14 protein-coding genes and 1 other RNA gene are annotated in these 14,454 nt (G+C 65.5%); 11 read left to right on the forward strand and 4 right to left on the reverse strand.

The window, feature by feature from the left end:
- Positions 1–46: 46 nt before the first annotated feature.
- Positions 47–580, reverse strand: a complete 534-nt coding sequence (locus tag QTI51_RS03755) for a DUF2059 domain-containing protein (RefSeq protein WP_286512813.1) — start codon at positions 578–580, stop codon at positions 47–49.
- A gap of 47 nt (positions 581–627) precedes the next feature.
- Entirely contained in the window at positions 628–3,273 is a 2,646-nt protein-coding gene (gyrA, locus tag QTI51_RS03760) for a DNA gyrase subunit A (protein WP_286513720.1), read from the reverse strand.
- A gap of 224 nt (positions 3,274–3,497) precedes the next feature.
- On the opposite strand from gyrA, the gene ompA reads away from it, so the two are divergent.
- From ompA to ssrA, 4 genes are all read left to right on the forward strand, one after another.
- Complete coding sequence (ompA, locus tag QTI51_RS03765) at positions 3,498–4,148, forward strand: outer membrane protein OmpA (RefSeq protein ID WP_116908094.1); 651 nt, start codon at positions 3,498–3,500, stop codon at positions 4,146–4,148.
- Positions 4,149–4,274: 126 nt separating this feature from the next.
- Positions 4,275–5,003, forward strand: a complete 729-nt coding sequence (gene ubiG, locus QTI51_RS03770; RefSeq protein WP_116908093.1) for a bifunctional 2-polyprenyl-6-hydroxyphenol methylase/3-demethylubiquinol 3-O-methyltransferase UbiG — start codon at positions 4,275–4,277, stop codon at positions 5,001–5,003.
- Positions 5,003–5,668 (forward strand): HAD-IA family hydrolase, encoded by a 666-nt coding sequence (locus QTI51_RS03775; protein WP_116908541.1) that lies wholly within the window; start codon positions 5,003–5,005, stop codon positions 5,666–5,668. Before ubiG ends, QTI51_RS03775 begins: the two co-directional genes overlap by 1 nt.
- Positions 5,669–5,680: 12 nt before the next feature.
- Positions 5,681–6,067: a transfer-messenger RNA gene (gene ssrA, locus QTI51_RS03780) on the forward strand.
- 178 nt (positions 6,068–6,245) lie between these two features.
- Here the strand turns inward: ssrA and QTI51_RS03785 are convergent.
- Positions 6,246–6,449, reverse strand: coding sequence for a hypothetical protein (locus QTI51_RS03785; RefSeq protein ID WP_116908092.1), 204 nt, complete (start codon positions 6,447–6,449; stop codon positions 6,246–6,248).
- A 9-nt stretch (positions 6,450–6,458) separates the two neighbouring features.
- Positions 6,459–6,734 carry a hypothetical protein gene (locus QTI51_RS03790; protein ID WP_116908540.1) on the reverse strand — a complete coding sequence of 92 codons (276 nt, stop codon included), beginning with the start codon at positions 6,732–6,734 and terminating at the stop codon, positions 6,459–6,461.
- Between the two features lie 45 nt (positions 6,735–6,779).
- On the opposite strand from QTI51_RS03790, the gene QTI51_RS03795 reads away from it, so the two are divergent.
- From QTI51_RS03795 to QTI51_RS03825, 7 genes are all read left to right on the forward strand, one after another.
- Positions 6,780–7,064, forward strand: coding sequence for a hypothetical protein (locus QTI51_RS03795; RefSeq protein ID WP_116908091.1), 285 nt, complete (start codon positions 6,780–6,782; stop codon positions 7,062–7,064).
- Positions 7,065–7,271: 207 nt separating this feature from the next.
- Entirely contained in the window at positions 7,272–8,867 is a 1,596-nt protein-coding gene (locus QTI51_RS03800; RefSeq protein ID WP_116908090.1) for a class I SAM-dependent methyltransferase, read from the forward strand.
- 59 nt (positions 8,868–8,926) lie between these two features.
- Positions 8,927–10,663 (forward strand): gamma-glutamyltransferase, encoded by a 1,737-nt coding sequence (gene ggt / locus QTI51_RS03805; RefSeq protein ID WP_116908089.1) that lies wholly within the window; start codon positions 8,927–8,929, stop codon positions 10,661–10,663.
- A 62-nt stretch (positions 10,664–10,725) separates the two neighbouring features.
- Positions 10,726–11,490, forward strand: a complete 765-nt coding sequence (locus QTI51_RS03810) for a pseudouridine synthase (RefSeq protein ID WP_116908088.1) — start codon at positions 10,726–10,728, stop codon at positions 11,488–11,490.
- 133 nt (positions 11,491–11,623) lie between these two features.
- Positions 11,624–12,640 (forward strand): YncE family protein, encoded by a 1,017-nt coding sequence (locus QTI51_RS03815; RefSeq protein WP_116908087.1) that lies wholly within the window; start codon positions 11,624–11,626, stop codon positions 12,638–12,640.
- Positions 12,624–13,451, forward strand: coding sequence for a polysaccharide deacetylase family protein (locus QTI51_RS03820; RefSeq protein ID WP_116908086.1), 828 nt, complete (start codon positions 12,624–12,626; stop codon positions 13,449–13,451). Before QTI51_RS03815 ends, QTI51_RS03820 begins: the two co-directional genes overlap by 17 nt.
- A gap of 10 nt (positions 13,452–13,461) precedes the next feature.
- A complete protein-coding gene (locus QTI51_RS03825) occupies positions 13,462–14,436 on the forward strand; it encodes a sterol desaturase family protein (RefSeq protein WP_116908085.1) in 975 nt (324 codons plus the stop codon).
- The last annotated feature ends 18 nt before the right edge of the window (positions 14,437–14,454 follow it).

Raw genomic sequence — 14,454 nt, forward strand, 5'->3', positions numbered from 1 at the left:
TGTAGGGGCGCTTGCCGGCCGGCGTCTGCTGCTGGGTCACGTTGCTTTACTTCTTGGCTGGTGCCTTGGCGGGAGCCTTGGCGGAACCTTGGGCGGCGCCTTCGGTGGGAGCACCCAGGGCCTTGGCGACGTTCTCGTCGAGCGCGCGCATCTTGGGTTCGATGGTGCCGCGCGTGTCGGCGACCAGCTTTTCCGTCAGCGCGGTCTGCATCTTCGGGTTCAGGTCCTGGTACTTCTTGCTCAGGGGCGAGTTGATCCAGGCCAGCAGTTGCTTCAGTTCGTCTTCGCTGAAGTTCTGCTCGAGCAGCGGGGTCAGCGCGCCAGGGGCCAGTTGCACGGCCTTGTCGCGAACGATGGGGTAGGCGTCGTCGAAGTACTTCTTCAGCTCGGCATCGGCGGCCTTGGCAGCCGACTCGCGCTTGGCTTCAGGCACTTGCGTCTGCAGGTACTGCGAACCCGCTTGTGCGATCGGGGCGCTCGACTGCTCGACCAGGCCGCGTGCCAGCGATTCGATGCCGGGACGCTGGATGTCGATGAACTGCTTGATGAGCGTGGCCTTGTCCTGGGCCATTGCTGCCATCGAAGTGCCAGCCAGGGCGACCGTCAGAAGTGCGAGTTTGATTTTTTTCACTGAGGATTCTCCGTTGAAGATGAGGAAGTATCGTCCGCGTCAGGCTCGCTCTCGCCGTTCGCGTCGTTTTCGACGATACGTTGTAGCCCGCTGAGTTTGGCGCCTTCGTCGAGCCCGATCAGCGTGACGCCTTGCGTCGCGCGACCCAATTCGCGAATTTCGGCAACCCGGGTGCGCACCAGCACGCCCTTGTCGGTGATGAGCATGATCTCATCATCCGCATGCACGAGAGTGGCGGCAACGACCTTGCCGTTGCGCTCACTCTGTTGAATCGCGATCATGCCTTTGGTTCCCCGGCCGTGGCGGGTGTATTCCGTAATGCTTGTTCGTTTTCCGTAACCATTTTCCGTGGCGGTGAGCACGCTTTGCTGCTCGTCCTCGGCCACCAGCATGGCGATGACGCCCTGTCCGGGGTCCAGCGACATGCCACGCACGCCGCGCGCGGCGCGACCCAGGGGGCGAACGTCTTCCTCGTCGAAACGCACCGCTTTGCCGCCGTCGCTGAAAAGCATCACGTCGTGCTTGCCGTCGGTGAGTGCGGCGCCGATCAGGTAGTCGCCCTCGTCGAGGTTCACGGCAATGATGCCGCCCTTGCGCGGGTTGTTGAACTCGTCGAGCGCCGTCTTCTTGACGGTGCCCATCGAGGTGGCCATGAACACGTACTGGTCGGCGGGGAAGACGCGCTTTTCGCCCGTCAGCGCCAGCACGACGTTGATCTTCTCGCCTTCCTGCAGCGGGAACATGTTCACGATCGGGCGGCCGCGCGAGCCGCGCGAACCGGCCGGCACTTCCCACACCTTGAGCCAGTAGAGCCGGCCGCGGTTGGAGAAGCACAGGATGTAGTCGTGCGTGTTCGCGATGAAGAGCTGGTCGATCCAGTCGTCTTCCTTCGTCGCCGTGGCCTGCTTGCCGCGCCCGCCGCGCTTCTGCGCGCGGTACTCGCCCAGCGGCTGGCTCTTGATGTAGCCGCTGTGCGAGAGCGTGACGACCATGTCGGTCGGGGTGATCAGGTCTTCGGTCGAGAGGTCGTACGCGCTGTGCTCGACCATGCTGCGGCGTGCGCCGACCTTCGACTGGCCGAACTCCTGCTTGATGGCGCCCAGTTCGTCGCCGATGATGATCGACACGCGCTCGGGCTTGGCCAGGATGTCGAGCAGGTCGTCGATCTCGGCCATCACGTCCTTGTACTCAGCGACGATCTTGTCCTGTTCCAGGCCGGTGAGGCGCTGCAGGCGCATCTGCAGGATTTCCTGGGCTTGCGTTTCAGACAGGCGGTACAGGCCGTCGTTGCCCATGCCGTATTCGCGCTCCAGCCCCTCGGGGCGGTAGTCGTCGGCATTGATGGTGCCGCCGTCGGCACGCGAGCGCGTGAGCATCTCGCGCACCAGCTTGCTGTCCCAGCTGCGGGTCATCAGCTCGGCCTTGGCGACCGGCGGCGTGGGCGATTCGCGAATGATGCGGATGAACTCGTCGATGTTGGCAAGCGCGACCGCCAGGCCTTCGAGAACATGGCCGCGTTCGCGGGCCTTGCGCAGCGTGAAGACGGTGCGGCGCGTGACCACTTCGCGGCGGTGCTGCAGGAAGACCTCGATCAGGTCCTTCAGGTTGCACAGCTTGGGCTGGCCGTCGACCAGCGCCACCATGTTGATGCCGAAGGTGTCCTGCAGCTGCGTCTGCTTGTAGAGGTTGTTCAGCACCACTTCAGGCACTTCGCCGCGCTTGAGTTCGATCACCAGGCGCATGCCCGACTTGTCGGACTCGTCCTGGATGTGGCTGATGCCTTCGATCTTCTTCTCATGCACCAGCTCGGCCATGCGCTCCTGCAGCGTCTTCTTGTTGACCTGGTAGGGGAGCTCGTCGACGATGATCGCCTGGCGCTGGCCGCGGTCGATGTCCTCGAAGTGGCACTTGGCGCGCATCACAACCTTGCCGCGGCCGGTGCGGTAGCCGTCCTTCACGCCGTTGATGCCGTAGATGATGCCGGCGGTGGGGAAATCGGGCGCGGGCACGATTTCCATCAGTTCGTCGATGGTGGCCTGCGGGTTGCGCAGCAAATGCAGGCAGGCATCGACCACCTCGTTCAGGTTGTGCGGCGGAATATTGGTGGCCATGCCCACCGCAATACCGCCAGAGCCATTGACCAGCAAATTCGGCAACTGGCTGGGCAGCACTTTTGGCTCTTTTTCGGAGCCGTCGTAATTGTCCTGAAAGTCGACGGTTTCCTTGTCGATATCGGCCAGCATTTCATGCGCAATTTTGGCCAGCCGAATTTCCGTATAACGCATTGCGGCTGCGTTGTCTCCGTCGACCGACCCGAAGTTGCCCTGGCCGTCCACGAGCATGTGGCGCATCGAGAAGTCCTGGGCCAGCCGCACGATGGTGTCGTAGACCGACTGGTCGCCGTGGGGGTGGTACTTGCCGATGACGTCCCCGACGATACGGGCCGACTTCTTGTACGGCCGGTTCCAGTCGTTGTTGAGTTCGTGCATGGCGAAGAGCACGCGCCGGTGCACCGGCTTGAGACCGTCGCGGGCGTCGGGGAGCGCTCGGCCCACGATCACGCTCATGGCGTAATCGAGATAGCTGCTGCGCATTTCCTCTTCGAGACTGATGGGCAGGGTTTCTTTTGCGAAGGAGGTCATGAGCAAGGGGCTGGCGGCAGGAAGGCGAAATTTTACGCTGTGAGGGGTGTCGCACCGCCGCAACACAAGCCGCCTATTCCGCCTCCGTCCTACGCTTCCGGGGTGCCCGGCGGCCTGTTTGCCAAAGACCCTATGGCACAATCGCCTCAACGTTTTGGGTGGTGGTCACTTAAAGCGTCCTTGATTCGCAGCGCGGCTGCGGCTTTTTCCCCAAGAGGAGAACCATGAAGAAACTGAATAAAGTGGCGATGATGTTTGCAGTCGCTGCGCTCGCCACTGCCGCCGGCGCGCAGACCCGTGTCACCGCTGCGGACGGCGGTCCTACGATCGACAACTGGCAAAACGGCACTGGCGAACTGGTTTGGAAGAACGGCACGAACGAACTGTGCTGGCGCGATGCCAACTGGACGCCTGCTACGGCTGCTGCCGGTTGCGACGGCGCTCTGGTTCCTGCTGCTCCGGCTGCTGTTGCTCCCGCCCCTGGCGTGGTGCCTCCCGCTCCCGCTGCACAAGTCGCCGCTTCGAAGGTTACCTTCGCTGCCGACGCCTTCTTCGACTTCGACAAGTCGGTTCTGAAGCCTGAAGGTCGCGCCAAGCTGACCGACCTGGTCGAGAAGATCCGTGGCGTCAACCTCGAAGTCATCATCGCTGTGGGTCACACCGACTCGATCGGCTCGGTTGCTTACAACCAACGCCTGTCGGTCCGTCGTGCCGAAGCCGTCAAGGCCTTCCTGGTCTCGAAGGGCATCGAACGCAACCGCGTCTACACCGAAGGCAAGGGCAAGTCGCAGCCAGTGGCTGACAACAAGACCAAGGAAGGTCGCGCCAAGAACCGTCGTGTGGAAATCGAAGTGGTCGGCACCCGCGCCAACTGATCGGTTGATTCCATCAAATGAAAACCCCGCCTCGGCGGGGTTTTTTTATGGGCGTCGAATTGGCGATCCGTCTTTCGTCAAAGCCGTGTGGTGTTTATCCGGCATTGCTCGTTTCATAATCGCTGCATGACAGAAAACGTGAATGCCGATCCGGCCGAACTGGCCAAGTTTTCAGAGCTGGCGCATCGCTGGTGGGATTTGGAGAGTGAATTCCGCCCGCTGCACGAAATCAATCCATTGCGCCTGGAATGGATTGACGGGATTGCGCCTATTTCGCAGCAACGCGTGCTGGACATCGGCTGCGGCGGCGGCATCCTCGCCGATTCGATGGCCCGCAAGGGCGCGGATGTGCTGGGCATCGACCTTGCCGGCAAGGCGCTCAAGGTTGCGCAACTGCATGCGCTCGAGGCGGGTACGCGCGGCGTGAAGTACCGCGAGATCAGCGCGGAGGCCATCGCCGCGGAGCAGCCGGGCAGTTTCGATGTGGTCACCTGCATGGAGATGCTCGAGCACGTGCCGCAGCCAGCGTCGGTCATCCAGGCTTGCGCCACGTTGGTCAAGCCGGGCGGATGGGTGTTCTTTTCCACCATCAACCGCAACCTGAAGGCCTTCATGCTGGCGATCGTCGGCGCCGAGTACGTGTTGGGCATGTTGCCGCGCGGCACCCATGAGTACGCGAAGCTGATCCGGCCCAGCGAACTGGCCGGATATTGCCGCGCGGCGGGCCTCGACCTTCGACACACGCGCGGCCTGGAGCACAACCCGTTGACGCGGCGCTACTGGCTCAGCGGCGACACCAGCGTCAACTACATGTTTGCCACGCAAAAGCCGGCTTTGCCGAAAGCGCAAGCATGATGGGCGGCCAGACCCGGGCGGTGCTGTTCGACCTCGACGGCACGCTGATCGACAGCGCGCCCGACCTGGGCGCTGCCGCGGACAAGATGCGCACCGATCGCGGTCTTGCGTCGTATCCGCTGGAGCGCTATCGCCCGATGGCCGGCGCGGGCGCGCGGGGCATGTTGGGCGTGGCGTTCGGCATCACGCCGGAATCGCCGGAGTTCAACGAGCTGCGCGAGGAATTCTTCGTTGCCTATGAGCGCCGCATGTTGCTCAACACGCACGTGTTCGACGGCGTCCAGACGCTGATCGAGGCGTTGCGCCAGCAGGGCTTGCTCTGGGGCGTGGTGACCAACAAGTCGATGCGCTTCACCGATCCGCTGACGCGCGCCATTCCGCTTTTCGAGAGTGCGGGCGCGGTGGTCAGCGGCGACACCACGCCATTCGCCAAGCCGCATCCCGAGCCGTTGCACGAGGCGGCGCGTCGCCTTGGTGTGCCGTCGGACGCGTGCATCTACGTGGGCGACGACGAGCGCGACATCATCGCGGGCCGGGCCGCAGGCATGCGCACCGTTGCCGCCGCCTATGGCTACATGGGTTCGCAGGCCGATTCGGCGCTGTGGAACGCAGATGCTTCAATCTCTTCGCCCCTGGAGCTCTTGAAGTTGCTCAATAGCGCCTAAAATGAGTCGCTTGGGGCTGCACTGGTTTCGACGTGGGTTCGGAATCGCAGCGGGGCATGTCGAGCTGAATGCGCTCGTAAAACAGATTCAAACAAACTAACTGCAAACGACGAACGTTTCGCACTCGCTGCTTAATTGCCAGTGAGCTTTGCAACAGCAGGCCGATGGGCTGGGCAAGGGGGTGACAGAGCAATCTGAAACCTCCCGGCTGCAAAGATAATTACATGGGCTGGCTCCGATCCGGGTACCTTGGGTCGGGGCGAGAAAATAGGGTGCTGGCGTCCGGTTTAGCGTGTGACTGCGCGACTCCGGAAGCGAGACTTAAATCAGATCACTAAACATGTAGAACTGCGCGATGAAGGCTTGCGGACGGGGGTTCAAATCCCCCCAGCTCCACCATATTCCGGTCTTACTCAACGTGAGGCCCGCGAGGCGTACCTAAGCGGTACATGCTTCCTCGCCTTGTCTCCCTGCATCGCCGTCAGTCGAACACCAAGGTCGACAGCTCACAGGGTCGAAAAACCAAGGTCGACGCCATCAAGCGTCGCCAGTCTCCCGAAGATCGAATCTCAGCAGATCAGTTGCACTGGAACAGCACGCCCTGTTCGGCCGGTGCCTTGCCGAGCCAACGTGGCGTCTTGCTTCTTGCGTCGCAGTAGTCAGAAGCCTGCACGTAGGTCATGGCGCGGAACACGCCATCACGCACCTGGGTCACCTCGTTAGGGGGAGTCGAGCAGCCTGCGAGGACCAAGGCAAGCGGAAACAGTGTGCGCCAATTCATCGGGCCATTCTAAGACCGGGCATCGTTGCTCCCATGGCCGCGCCCCGGGTAGATGTACTTGAAGTACTCGCCCGAGTTGCCGAACATCCGCCGTGCCAGTTGCACCGGGTCTTCCTGCTTGTGCTTCTCGTAGAGCACCGGCCCCCAGATGATGAAGCCGTCGATGCTCAGGCTGCGGGGCGCGGGCTCGATGGCCTGCCACGCATGCGCGAACTTCGAGATCCAGGCGAGCGCTTCCTTCAGCGCGTGATTGATGGGCGCGGGCGTTTCTGTGGTCACGGACATGTCGAACATCCTTGCTGAAAAGACTGTATGAATGTACAGTAAACCATGCCCACCGAAAACATGCCCGCCACGCTCTGGATCGCCGCTTGCGCGCACCGGCTGCAGCAGCAGTGGCACAGCGTGGATGTGGTCGAGCTCGAAGACATGGCGCGCGTGCTGTGGCGTGACGAACGCCTGCGCGCCATGTGGCCCGAGGACGCTGCTGCCGACTGGCTGCGCCCGGTCATGCCCAGTAGCGCCGACAGCGCCCCCAACGCGGCTCTCGGCGTTTCCAATTTCTCCTTGACGGGTAAACCGTCCCCCGCGGGTCGACCTGTGCGGGGGCCTTGATGCTTGCCAGGCAGATAGGCTTTCAAGCCCAGCCCTCGCGGCTGGGCTTTTTTTATGCGCGCGCAAGAGGCATTTGGCGCCCGTGTTTTTTGCCCGGCCGCGAAGCTATAGTCCGCCCAGCGCTGTCACATTGCATTCACGCAAACCGCTCGTCGCTGCTGCTGCAGCAAGGCGTCCCGCCTGCCCAGATCCCGAAAAAGGACACCCGTGCCGAATACGCTGACTTCCACGCTGACCCGCTACTACGACGAGGTGCCCTACGACTCGCACCCGTTCCCGCAGACGGCGATGGAGCATCTGGAAGCGCTGGCGTATCTCTTCGGCCTCGAGGCGCCCGACCCCGCCAAGGCCCGCGTGCTCGAGCTGGGCTGTGCCGCCGGCGGCAACCTGATTCCCTTCGCCGCGCGCCACCCGGGCGCGCAGGCGCTCGGCGTCGACCTGTCCCCGGTGCAGGTCGCGCATGGCGTAACTGCCATCGGCCACACGGGCCTGTCGAACATCGAGCTGAAGGCGTTCGACATCGCCGACATCGACGCCTCGTTTGGCCAGTTCGACTACATCGTCTGCCATGGGGTGTACAGCTGGGTGCCGGGCCCGGTGCAGGAGGCCATCCTGCGCATCTGCTCGCAGAACCTGGCGCCGAACGGCGTGGCCTACGTGAGCTACAACGTGTACCCCGGCTGGAAGGCGCGGGAGATCGTGCGCGACGCCATGATCCTGCGCGGCGGCCCGCGCGACACACCCGAAGAAAAACTCTCGTACGCGCGCGGCATGCTGGAGTTCCTGGAGCAATCGGCGCGTGCCGACAGCGTGCTCAAGAAGACGCTCGAAGAAACGATGCCCATCGTGCGCAGCGCCAGCAGCTCCTACCTGCTGCACGAGTTCCTCGAGCCGTGCAACGCGCCGTGCTACTTCAAGGAATTCGTGGCGCGCGCCGAGGCCCAGGGGTTGGCCTACCTGTGCGATGCCGAGCCGTCGACCATGTTCGTGCAGAACTACGGCGACAAGGTGCGCGAGCCGCTGCTGCGTGAATGCGGCGGCAGCCAGGTGCTGATGGAGCAGTACCTCGACTTCCTGGTCAACCGCACCTTCCGCCAGACGCTGCTGGTCAAGCAGGCGAGCGCCGCGAGCGTGCGCTACCGGCTGGACCCCGCGCGCATCGGCGCGCTCGAGTTCGCCGGCGTGTTCGCGCCCGAAGACGGCGGTGCGTTCACGCTCGATGCGCAAGCGCAGCCCTGCAATGCCATGCGCGGGCTGAAGGTCACGCCGCGGCTTCCGGTGCAGAAGGCGGTGGCGCACCTGTTGAACGCCGCCTATCCCGCATCGCTGTCGCCCCAGGCGCTGACTGAGGCGGCCTCCCGCCTCACCGACCAATCGCCGGCCACCGTCGAGCCCGTGGTGATGAGCATGCTGGAGGAGCTGCTGATCCTCGGTGCCTTGCGCATCCGGCGCTCTCCGGTGCTGGTGGCCGCCGCGGTTTCCAGCCAGCCGCAGGCGCTGGCCGCCATGCGAAGCGCGCCCGCCTTGCCCATGGGCACGGGTGCGAACGCCGGCGTGTGCAACCAGTGGCACGAGCCTGTGTCGTTGTCGCCGCTCGAACGCAGCCTGCTGCCGCTGCTGGACGGCACGCGCTCGCACGATGCGCTCGCCGAGCACCTCGAAGCCGAGGTGCGCGCCGATCGCCTGCGCTTCGTGAAGGACGACAAGCCGCTCACCGACCCGGCGACGGTGAAAGAATTCGCCCGCCAGCAGGTCGCACTGGCGTTGGCCGCATTGCGCCGCAAGGCGCTGCTCACGGCCTGACGCTGCCCCCGCGCCCTTTCTCTTTCTTCTTCCATCACACCTACAGAGGAGACTTCCACATGCAACACATCCACTGGACCCCCAAGCTGCGCACCGCAGTGACGGCGGTGCTCGCGCTGGCGGCCGCCGGCGCGTCCAACGCCGCATCGGTCGCGCCCGTTGCGGCCGAGCACGGCATGGTCGTGAGCGCGCAGCACCTGGCCAGCAAGGTCGGCGTCGACGTGCTCAAGCGCGGCGGCAACGCCGTCGATGCGGCCGTGGCCGTGGGCTACGCGCTGGCGGTGGTGTACCCGGCGGCGGGCAACCTCGGCGGCGGCGGCTTCATGACCGTGCAGCTGGCCGACGGCCGCAAGACCTTCCTCGACTTCCGCGAGAAGGCGCCGCTGGCCGCCACGGCCAACATGTACCTCGACAAGGACAGCAACGTCGTCAAGGGCCTGAGCACCAACGGCCACCTCGCCGTCGGCGTGCCCGGCTCGGTCTCGGGCATGGAATACGCGCGCGAGAAGTACGGCACCATGAAGCGCGCCGCGCTGATCGCCCCGTCGATCCAGCTGGCAGAGAAGGGCTTTGCGCTGGAGCAGGGCGACATCGACATGCTGTGGACCTCCACCGCCGACTTCCAGAAAGACCCGGTCTCCGGCGCCATCTTCCTGAACAAGGGCGAGCCCTTCCAGGTCGGCCAGAAGCTGGTGCAGAAAGACCTCGGCAAGACGCTGCGCGCCATCAGCAAGAGCGGCCCCGACGGCTTCTACAAAGGCTGGGTCGGCAACGCGATCGTGGCGTCGAGCCAGGCCGGCAAGGGCATCATCACGCAGGCCGACCTCGACCAGTACCAAACCCGCGAACTCGCACCCGTGGAGTGCGACTACCGCGGCTACCGCGTGGTGTCGGCGCCGCCGCCCAGCTCGGGCGGGGTGATCATCTGCGAGATGCTCAACATTCTTGAGGGCTACCCGCTGAAGGACCTGGGCTTCCGCTCGGCGCAGTCGGTGCACTACCAGATCGAGGCCATGCGCCACGCCTACGTGGACCGCAACAGCTACCTGGGCGACCCCGACTTTGTAAAGAACCCGCTCGACCGCCTGCTCGACAAGGGCTACGCCGAGAAGATCCGCGCGGCCATCGACCCGAAGAAGGCCGGCGTGTCGAAGGACATCAAGCCCGGCGTGGCGCCGCATGAAGGCAGCAACACCACCCACTACTCGATCACCGACCAGTGGGGCAATGCGGTGTCGGTGACCTACACGCTGAACGACTGGTTCGGCGCGAAGGTCACGGCCGCCAAGACCGGCGTGCTGCTGAACAACGAGATGGACGACTTCACCTCGAAGATCGGCGTGCCCAACATGTACGGCTTGGTGCAGGGTGAGGCCAACGCCATCGCCCCCGGCAAGCGCCCGCTGAGCTCGATGAGCCCGACCATCGTGTCGAAGGACGGCAAGCCGGTGTTCGTGGTCGGCACGCCCGGCGGCAGCCGCATCATCACGGCGGTGCTGCACACCATCCTGAACGTGGTCGACTACGGCATGAACGTGCAGGAAGCCGTGGATGCGCCGCGCTTCCACCAGCAATGGCTGCCTGACGTCACCAACGTCGAGGTGTTCGCGCTGAGCCCCGACACGCGCAAGATCCTGACCGACATGGGCCACAACCTGGGCGTGCCGCAGCCGGCCAACCACCTGGCGGCCATCATCGTGGGCGCGCCCACGCTGGGCGGCAAGCCGGTGGGCAACAACCGCTTCTACGGCGCCAACGATCCGCGCCGCAACACGGGCCTGGCGGCGGGCTACTGATCCTGCGGCACACTCGAAGGCGGTCGTGGCCCTGTGGCCGCGGCCGCTTTTTTTGATTCCCCATGCACCTGCAAGACATCCTCTATACCCAGGGCTTCGGCACGCGCCGCGTGTGCGCGGGCCTTGCACAGCAAGGCCACGTGAGCATCGACGGCCAGGCCGTGACCGACCCCTTTGCCGACCTCGACCCCGAAGGCCTGCTCTTCACCGTGCAGGGCACGCCGTGGGCGTACCACGAGAAGGCCTACCTGATGCTGCACAAGCCGGCCGGCACCGAGTGCTCGCAGAAACCTTCGACTTACCCGAGCATCTACACGCTGCTGCCGTCGCCGCTGCGCCTGCGTCCCAACAAGGGCGCGGTGCAGGGCGTTCAGGCCATCGGCCGGCTCGACCAGGACACCACCGGCCTGCTGCTCATGACCGACGACGGCCAGTTCATCCACAAGATGGGCTCGCCCAAGCACCACGTGCCCAAGGTCTACGAGGTGACGGCCAAGCACCCGGTCGACGAGACGCAGATCGCCCGGCTGCTGGCCGGCGTGGTGCTCGACGACGACCCCAAGCCCGTGCGCGCCGCCGCCTGCGAGTCGGACAGCCCGCTGCACCTGCGGCTCACGCTGACCGAGGGCAAGTACCACCAGGTCAAGCGCATGCTGGCCGCGGTCGGCAACCGGGTCGAGGGTCTGCACCGCTCGCGCATCGGCGACCTGGCGCTGCCCGAGGGCCTGGCGCCCGGGCAATGGCGCTGGCTGACGGCCGAGGAGGTCGCTGCGCTGCGCGCGCCGACCAAGACGGCGAAGCCTGCCAAGCCGTCTGAAGGCCAGTAACGCCAACGATCGAGGGGCCAACGTCCGAGGGACAAGGGCTGAGGGGCGGCGCCTGGGGGAAAGAGGGCGCTCGCGGTCAGCCAGTCTTAATGCTCGACCGTTAACATTCCCAACTCTCTCTCGGAACTTCCCCTTGCGCCTCACTGCCCGACCGACCGGCCGCACCGCTGCCCTCCTGTTCTCCTGCCTGACTGCCTTCGCGGCCCTGGCGCTCCAGCCAGCCGCCGCCGCACCGGCCGAACCCCCGCCGATCTTCGTGCTCAATTCGCTGGACGCCAGCGTGAGCGTGATCAACCCGGTCGACTGGAGCGAAAAGCAGCGCATCGCCACCGGCAAGGAGCCGCACCACATCTACATGACGCCCGACGAAAAGTCGGTCATCGTGGCCAATTCGGCGGGCGACTCGCTGACCTTCCTCGACCCCCGCACGGCGGTGGTCCAGCGCGTGGTGTACGGCATCATCGATCCGTACCAGCTGCAGTTCTCGCGCGACATGAAGTGGTTCGTCACCGCGGGCAACCGCCTGAACCACGTGGACGTGTACCGCTGGGACGGCAAGGACCTGAAGCTGGCCAAGCGCATCGCCACCGGCAAGACGCCCAGCCACATCTGGATCGACAACACCAGCACCATCGCCTACGTGACCATGCAGGACAGCGACGAGATGATCGCCGTCGACCTGCCCACGCAGGCCATCAAGTGGCGCACCGCCACCGGCCCGATGCCGGCGGACATCTTCGGCGTGCACAACGACAAGACGCTGCTCGTGGGCCTGACCGGCGGCGACGGCGTGCAGGTGTTCGACGTGGCCGGCGCCGAGCCCAAGCTGGTCGGCAAGATTCCCACCGGCAAGGGCGCGCACGCCTTCCGCTCGGCCGGCGACGGCAAGACGGTGTTCGTGAGCAACCGCGTGGCCAACACCATCAGCCGCATCGACCTGAGCACGCTGAAGGTGGTCGCCAGCTACGCCGTGCCCGGCGGCCCCGACTGCATGGACGTGTCGGCCGACGGCAAGACGCTGTACGTGACCTCGCGCTGGGCCAAGAAGCTCACCGTGGTCGACCTGGTGGCGCAGAAGGTGGTGCGCCAGGTGAACGTGGGCCGTTCGCCGCACGGCGTGTGGACGCTCGACCATGGCAAGCGCACCTAAGCGCGCCGCCACCGCGCTGGCGCTGCTGGCCGGCAGCGTGGTGCCGGCGGCCTGGGCGGCCGGGGCCGCCGGGGTGTCGCAAGGTGCGGCCACCTGCGAGAAGCCCGTCTACCTGACCTTCGACACCGGCCACATGGGCGTCGCGCCGCTGGTGGCCGACGTGCTCAAGCGGCAGAACGTGCGCGTCACCTTCTTCGCCGCCGCCGAGCGCACCCAGACCGACGGCGACAGCCTGGACGACCACTGGGCGCCGTGGTGGAAGGCGAGGGCGGCCGAGGGCAACGAGTTCGGCTCCCACACCTACGACCACGCCTACTGGCGCGCCGACGTCAAGGGCACGCCGCCCAGCTTCCGCATCAAGCCTTCGGCCGGCCCGCAGGACGGCAAGGAATCGACCTGGAGCGCGGCCGAGTACTGCGCCAACATCCGCAAGTCGTCCGACCGGCTGGCCGCCATCACCGGCAAGAAGCCGCTGCCGCTGTACCGCGCGCCGGGCGGCAAGACCTCGCCGGCCTTGCTGGCCGCCGCCGAGGGCTGCGGCTACAAGTACGCCGGCTGGTCGCCCGCGGGCTTTCTGGGCGACGAACTGCCGAGCGAGAAGTTCAGCAACGCCAAGCTGCTGACGCAGGCGCTGGGCAGCATCCGCCCCGGCGACATCCTGCTGGCGCACCTGGGCATCTGGTCACGCAAGGACCCATGGGCGCCGGCCAACCTGGAGCCGCTCATCGTGGGCCTGAAGGCCAAGGGCTTCTGCTTCGAAACCCTGCGCCAGCACCCCGACTTCCGCGCCTGGATCGCATCCCATCCTTGAGGTTTTTCCCGTGATCGAGTGGTTGACGGATCTTTTTTCGACGCTGCAGGGCTGGTTCTTCGAGACGGTGGTGCAGCCGCTGGTCTTCGCCGTGGGCCTGGGCGGCTGGACCGAGGACGCCTTCGATGCCACCGGCTGGCTGCTGGTCGGCGCCATCCAGATCGTGGTGCTGATCGCGGTGATCGGCCCGCTGCAGCGCTGGCGCTCGGTGGAGCCGGTGGTCGACCGCCAGGCCATCCGCATCGACGTGCTCTACACGCTGATCCACCGGCTCGGCCTGTTCCGCCTGGCCATCTTCTTCGTGCTGCAGCCCTTCTTCGACGACGCCATGGGCAGCCTGCGCACGGCGGGCTGGGGCACCTTCCACCTCGACGAGGTGTGGCCCGGCGTGACCGACGTGCCGGTGCTGGCCTTTGCCATCTACCTGGTGGTGCTCGACTTTGTCGGCTACTGGATCCACCGCGGCCAGCACCAGTTCAACTGGTGGTGGAGCCTGCATTCGCTGCACCACTCGCAGCGCCAGATGACCATGTGGAGCGACGACCGCAACCACCTGCTCGACGACATCGTGCACGACACGCTCATCGTGGTGGTGGCGCAGCTCATCGGCGTGGCGCCGGGGCAGTTCATTGCCTTCGTCGCGTTCACGCAGCTCAGCGAGAGCCTGCAGCACGCCAACCTGCGCCTGAGCTTCGGCGCGCTGGGCGAGCGGCTGTGGATCAGCCCGCGCTTTCACCGGCTGCACCACAGCATCGGCCTGGGCCACGAGTCGAACGGCAAGAGCACGCTGGGCGGCCACAACTTCGGCGTGCTGCTGCCGTGGTGGGACATGCTGTTCGGCACCGCCAACTTCGAGAACCGCTACGACCCCACCGGCATCCGCGACCAGGTCGAGCCCGGCGCCGACGGCCGCGTGCGCGACTACGGCCGCGGCTTCTGGGCGCAGCAGTGGCTCGGCCTGAAGCGAATGGTCGGGCGCGCCTGAGGGGCTACGGCCCCTGAC

Origin of the sequence: Variovorax sp. J22G73 (genome assembly GCF_030317035.1) — a bacterium.
Classification (GTDB): Bacteria; Pseudomonadota; Gammaproteobacteria; order Burkholderiales; family Burkholderiaceae_C; genus Variovorax.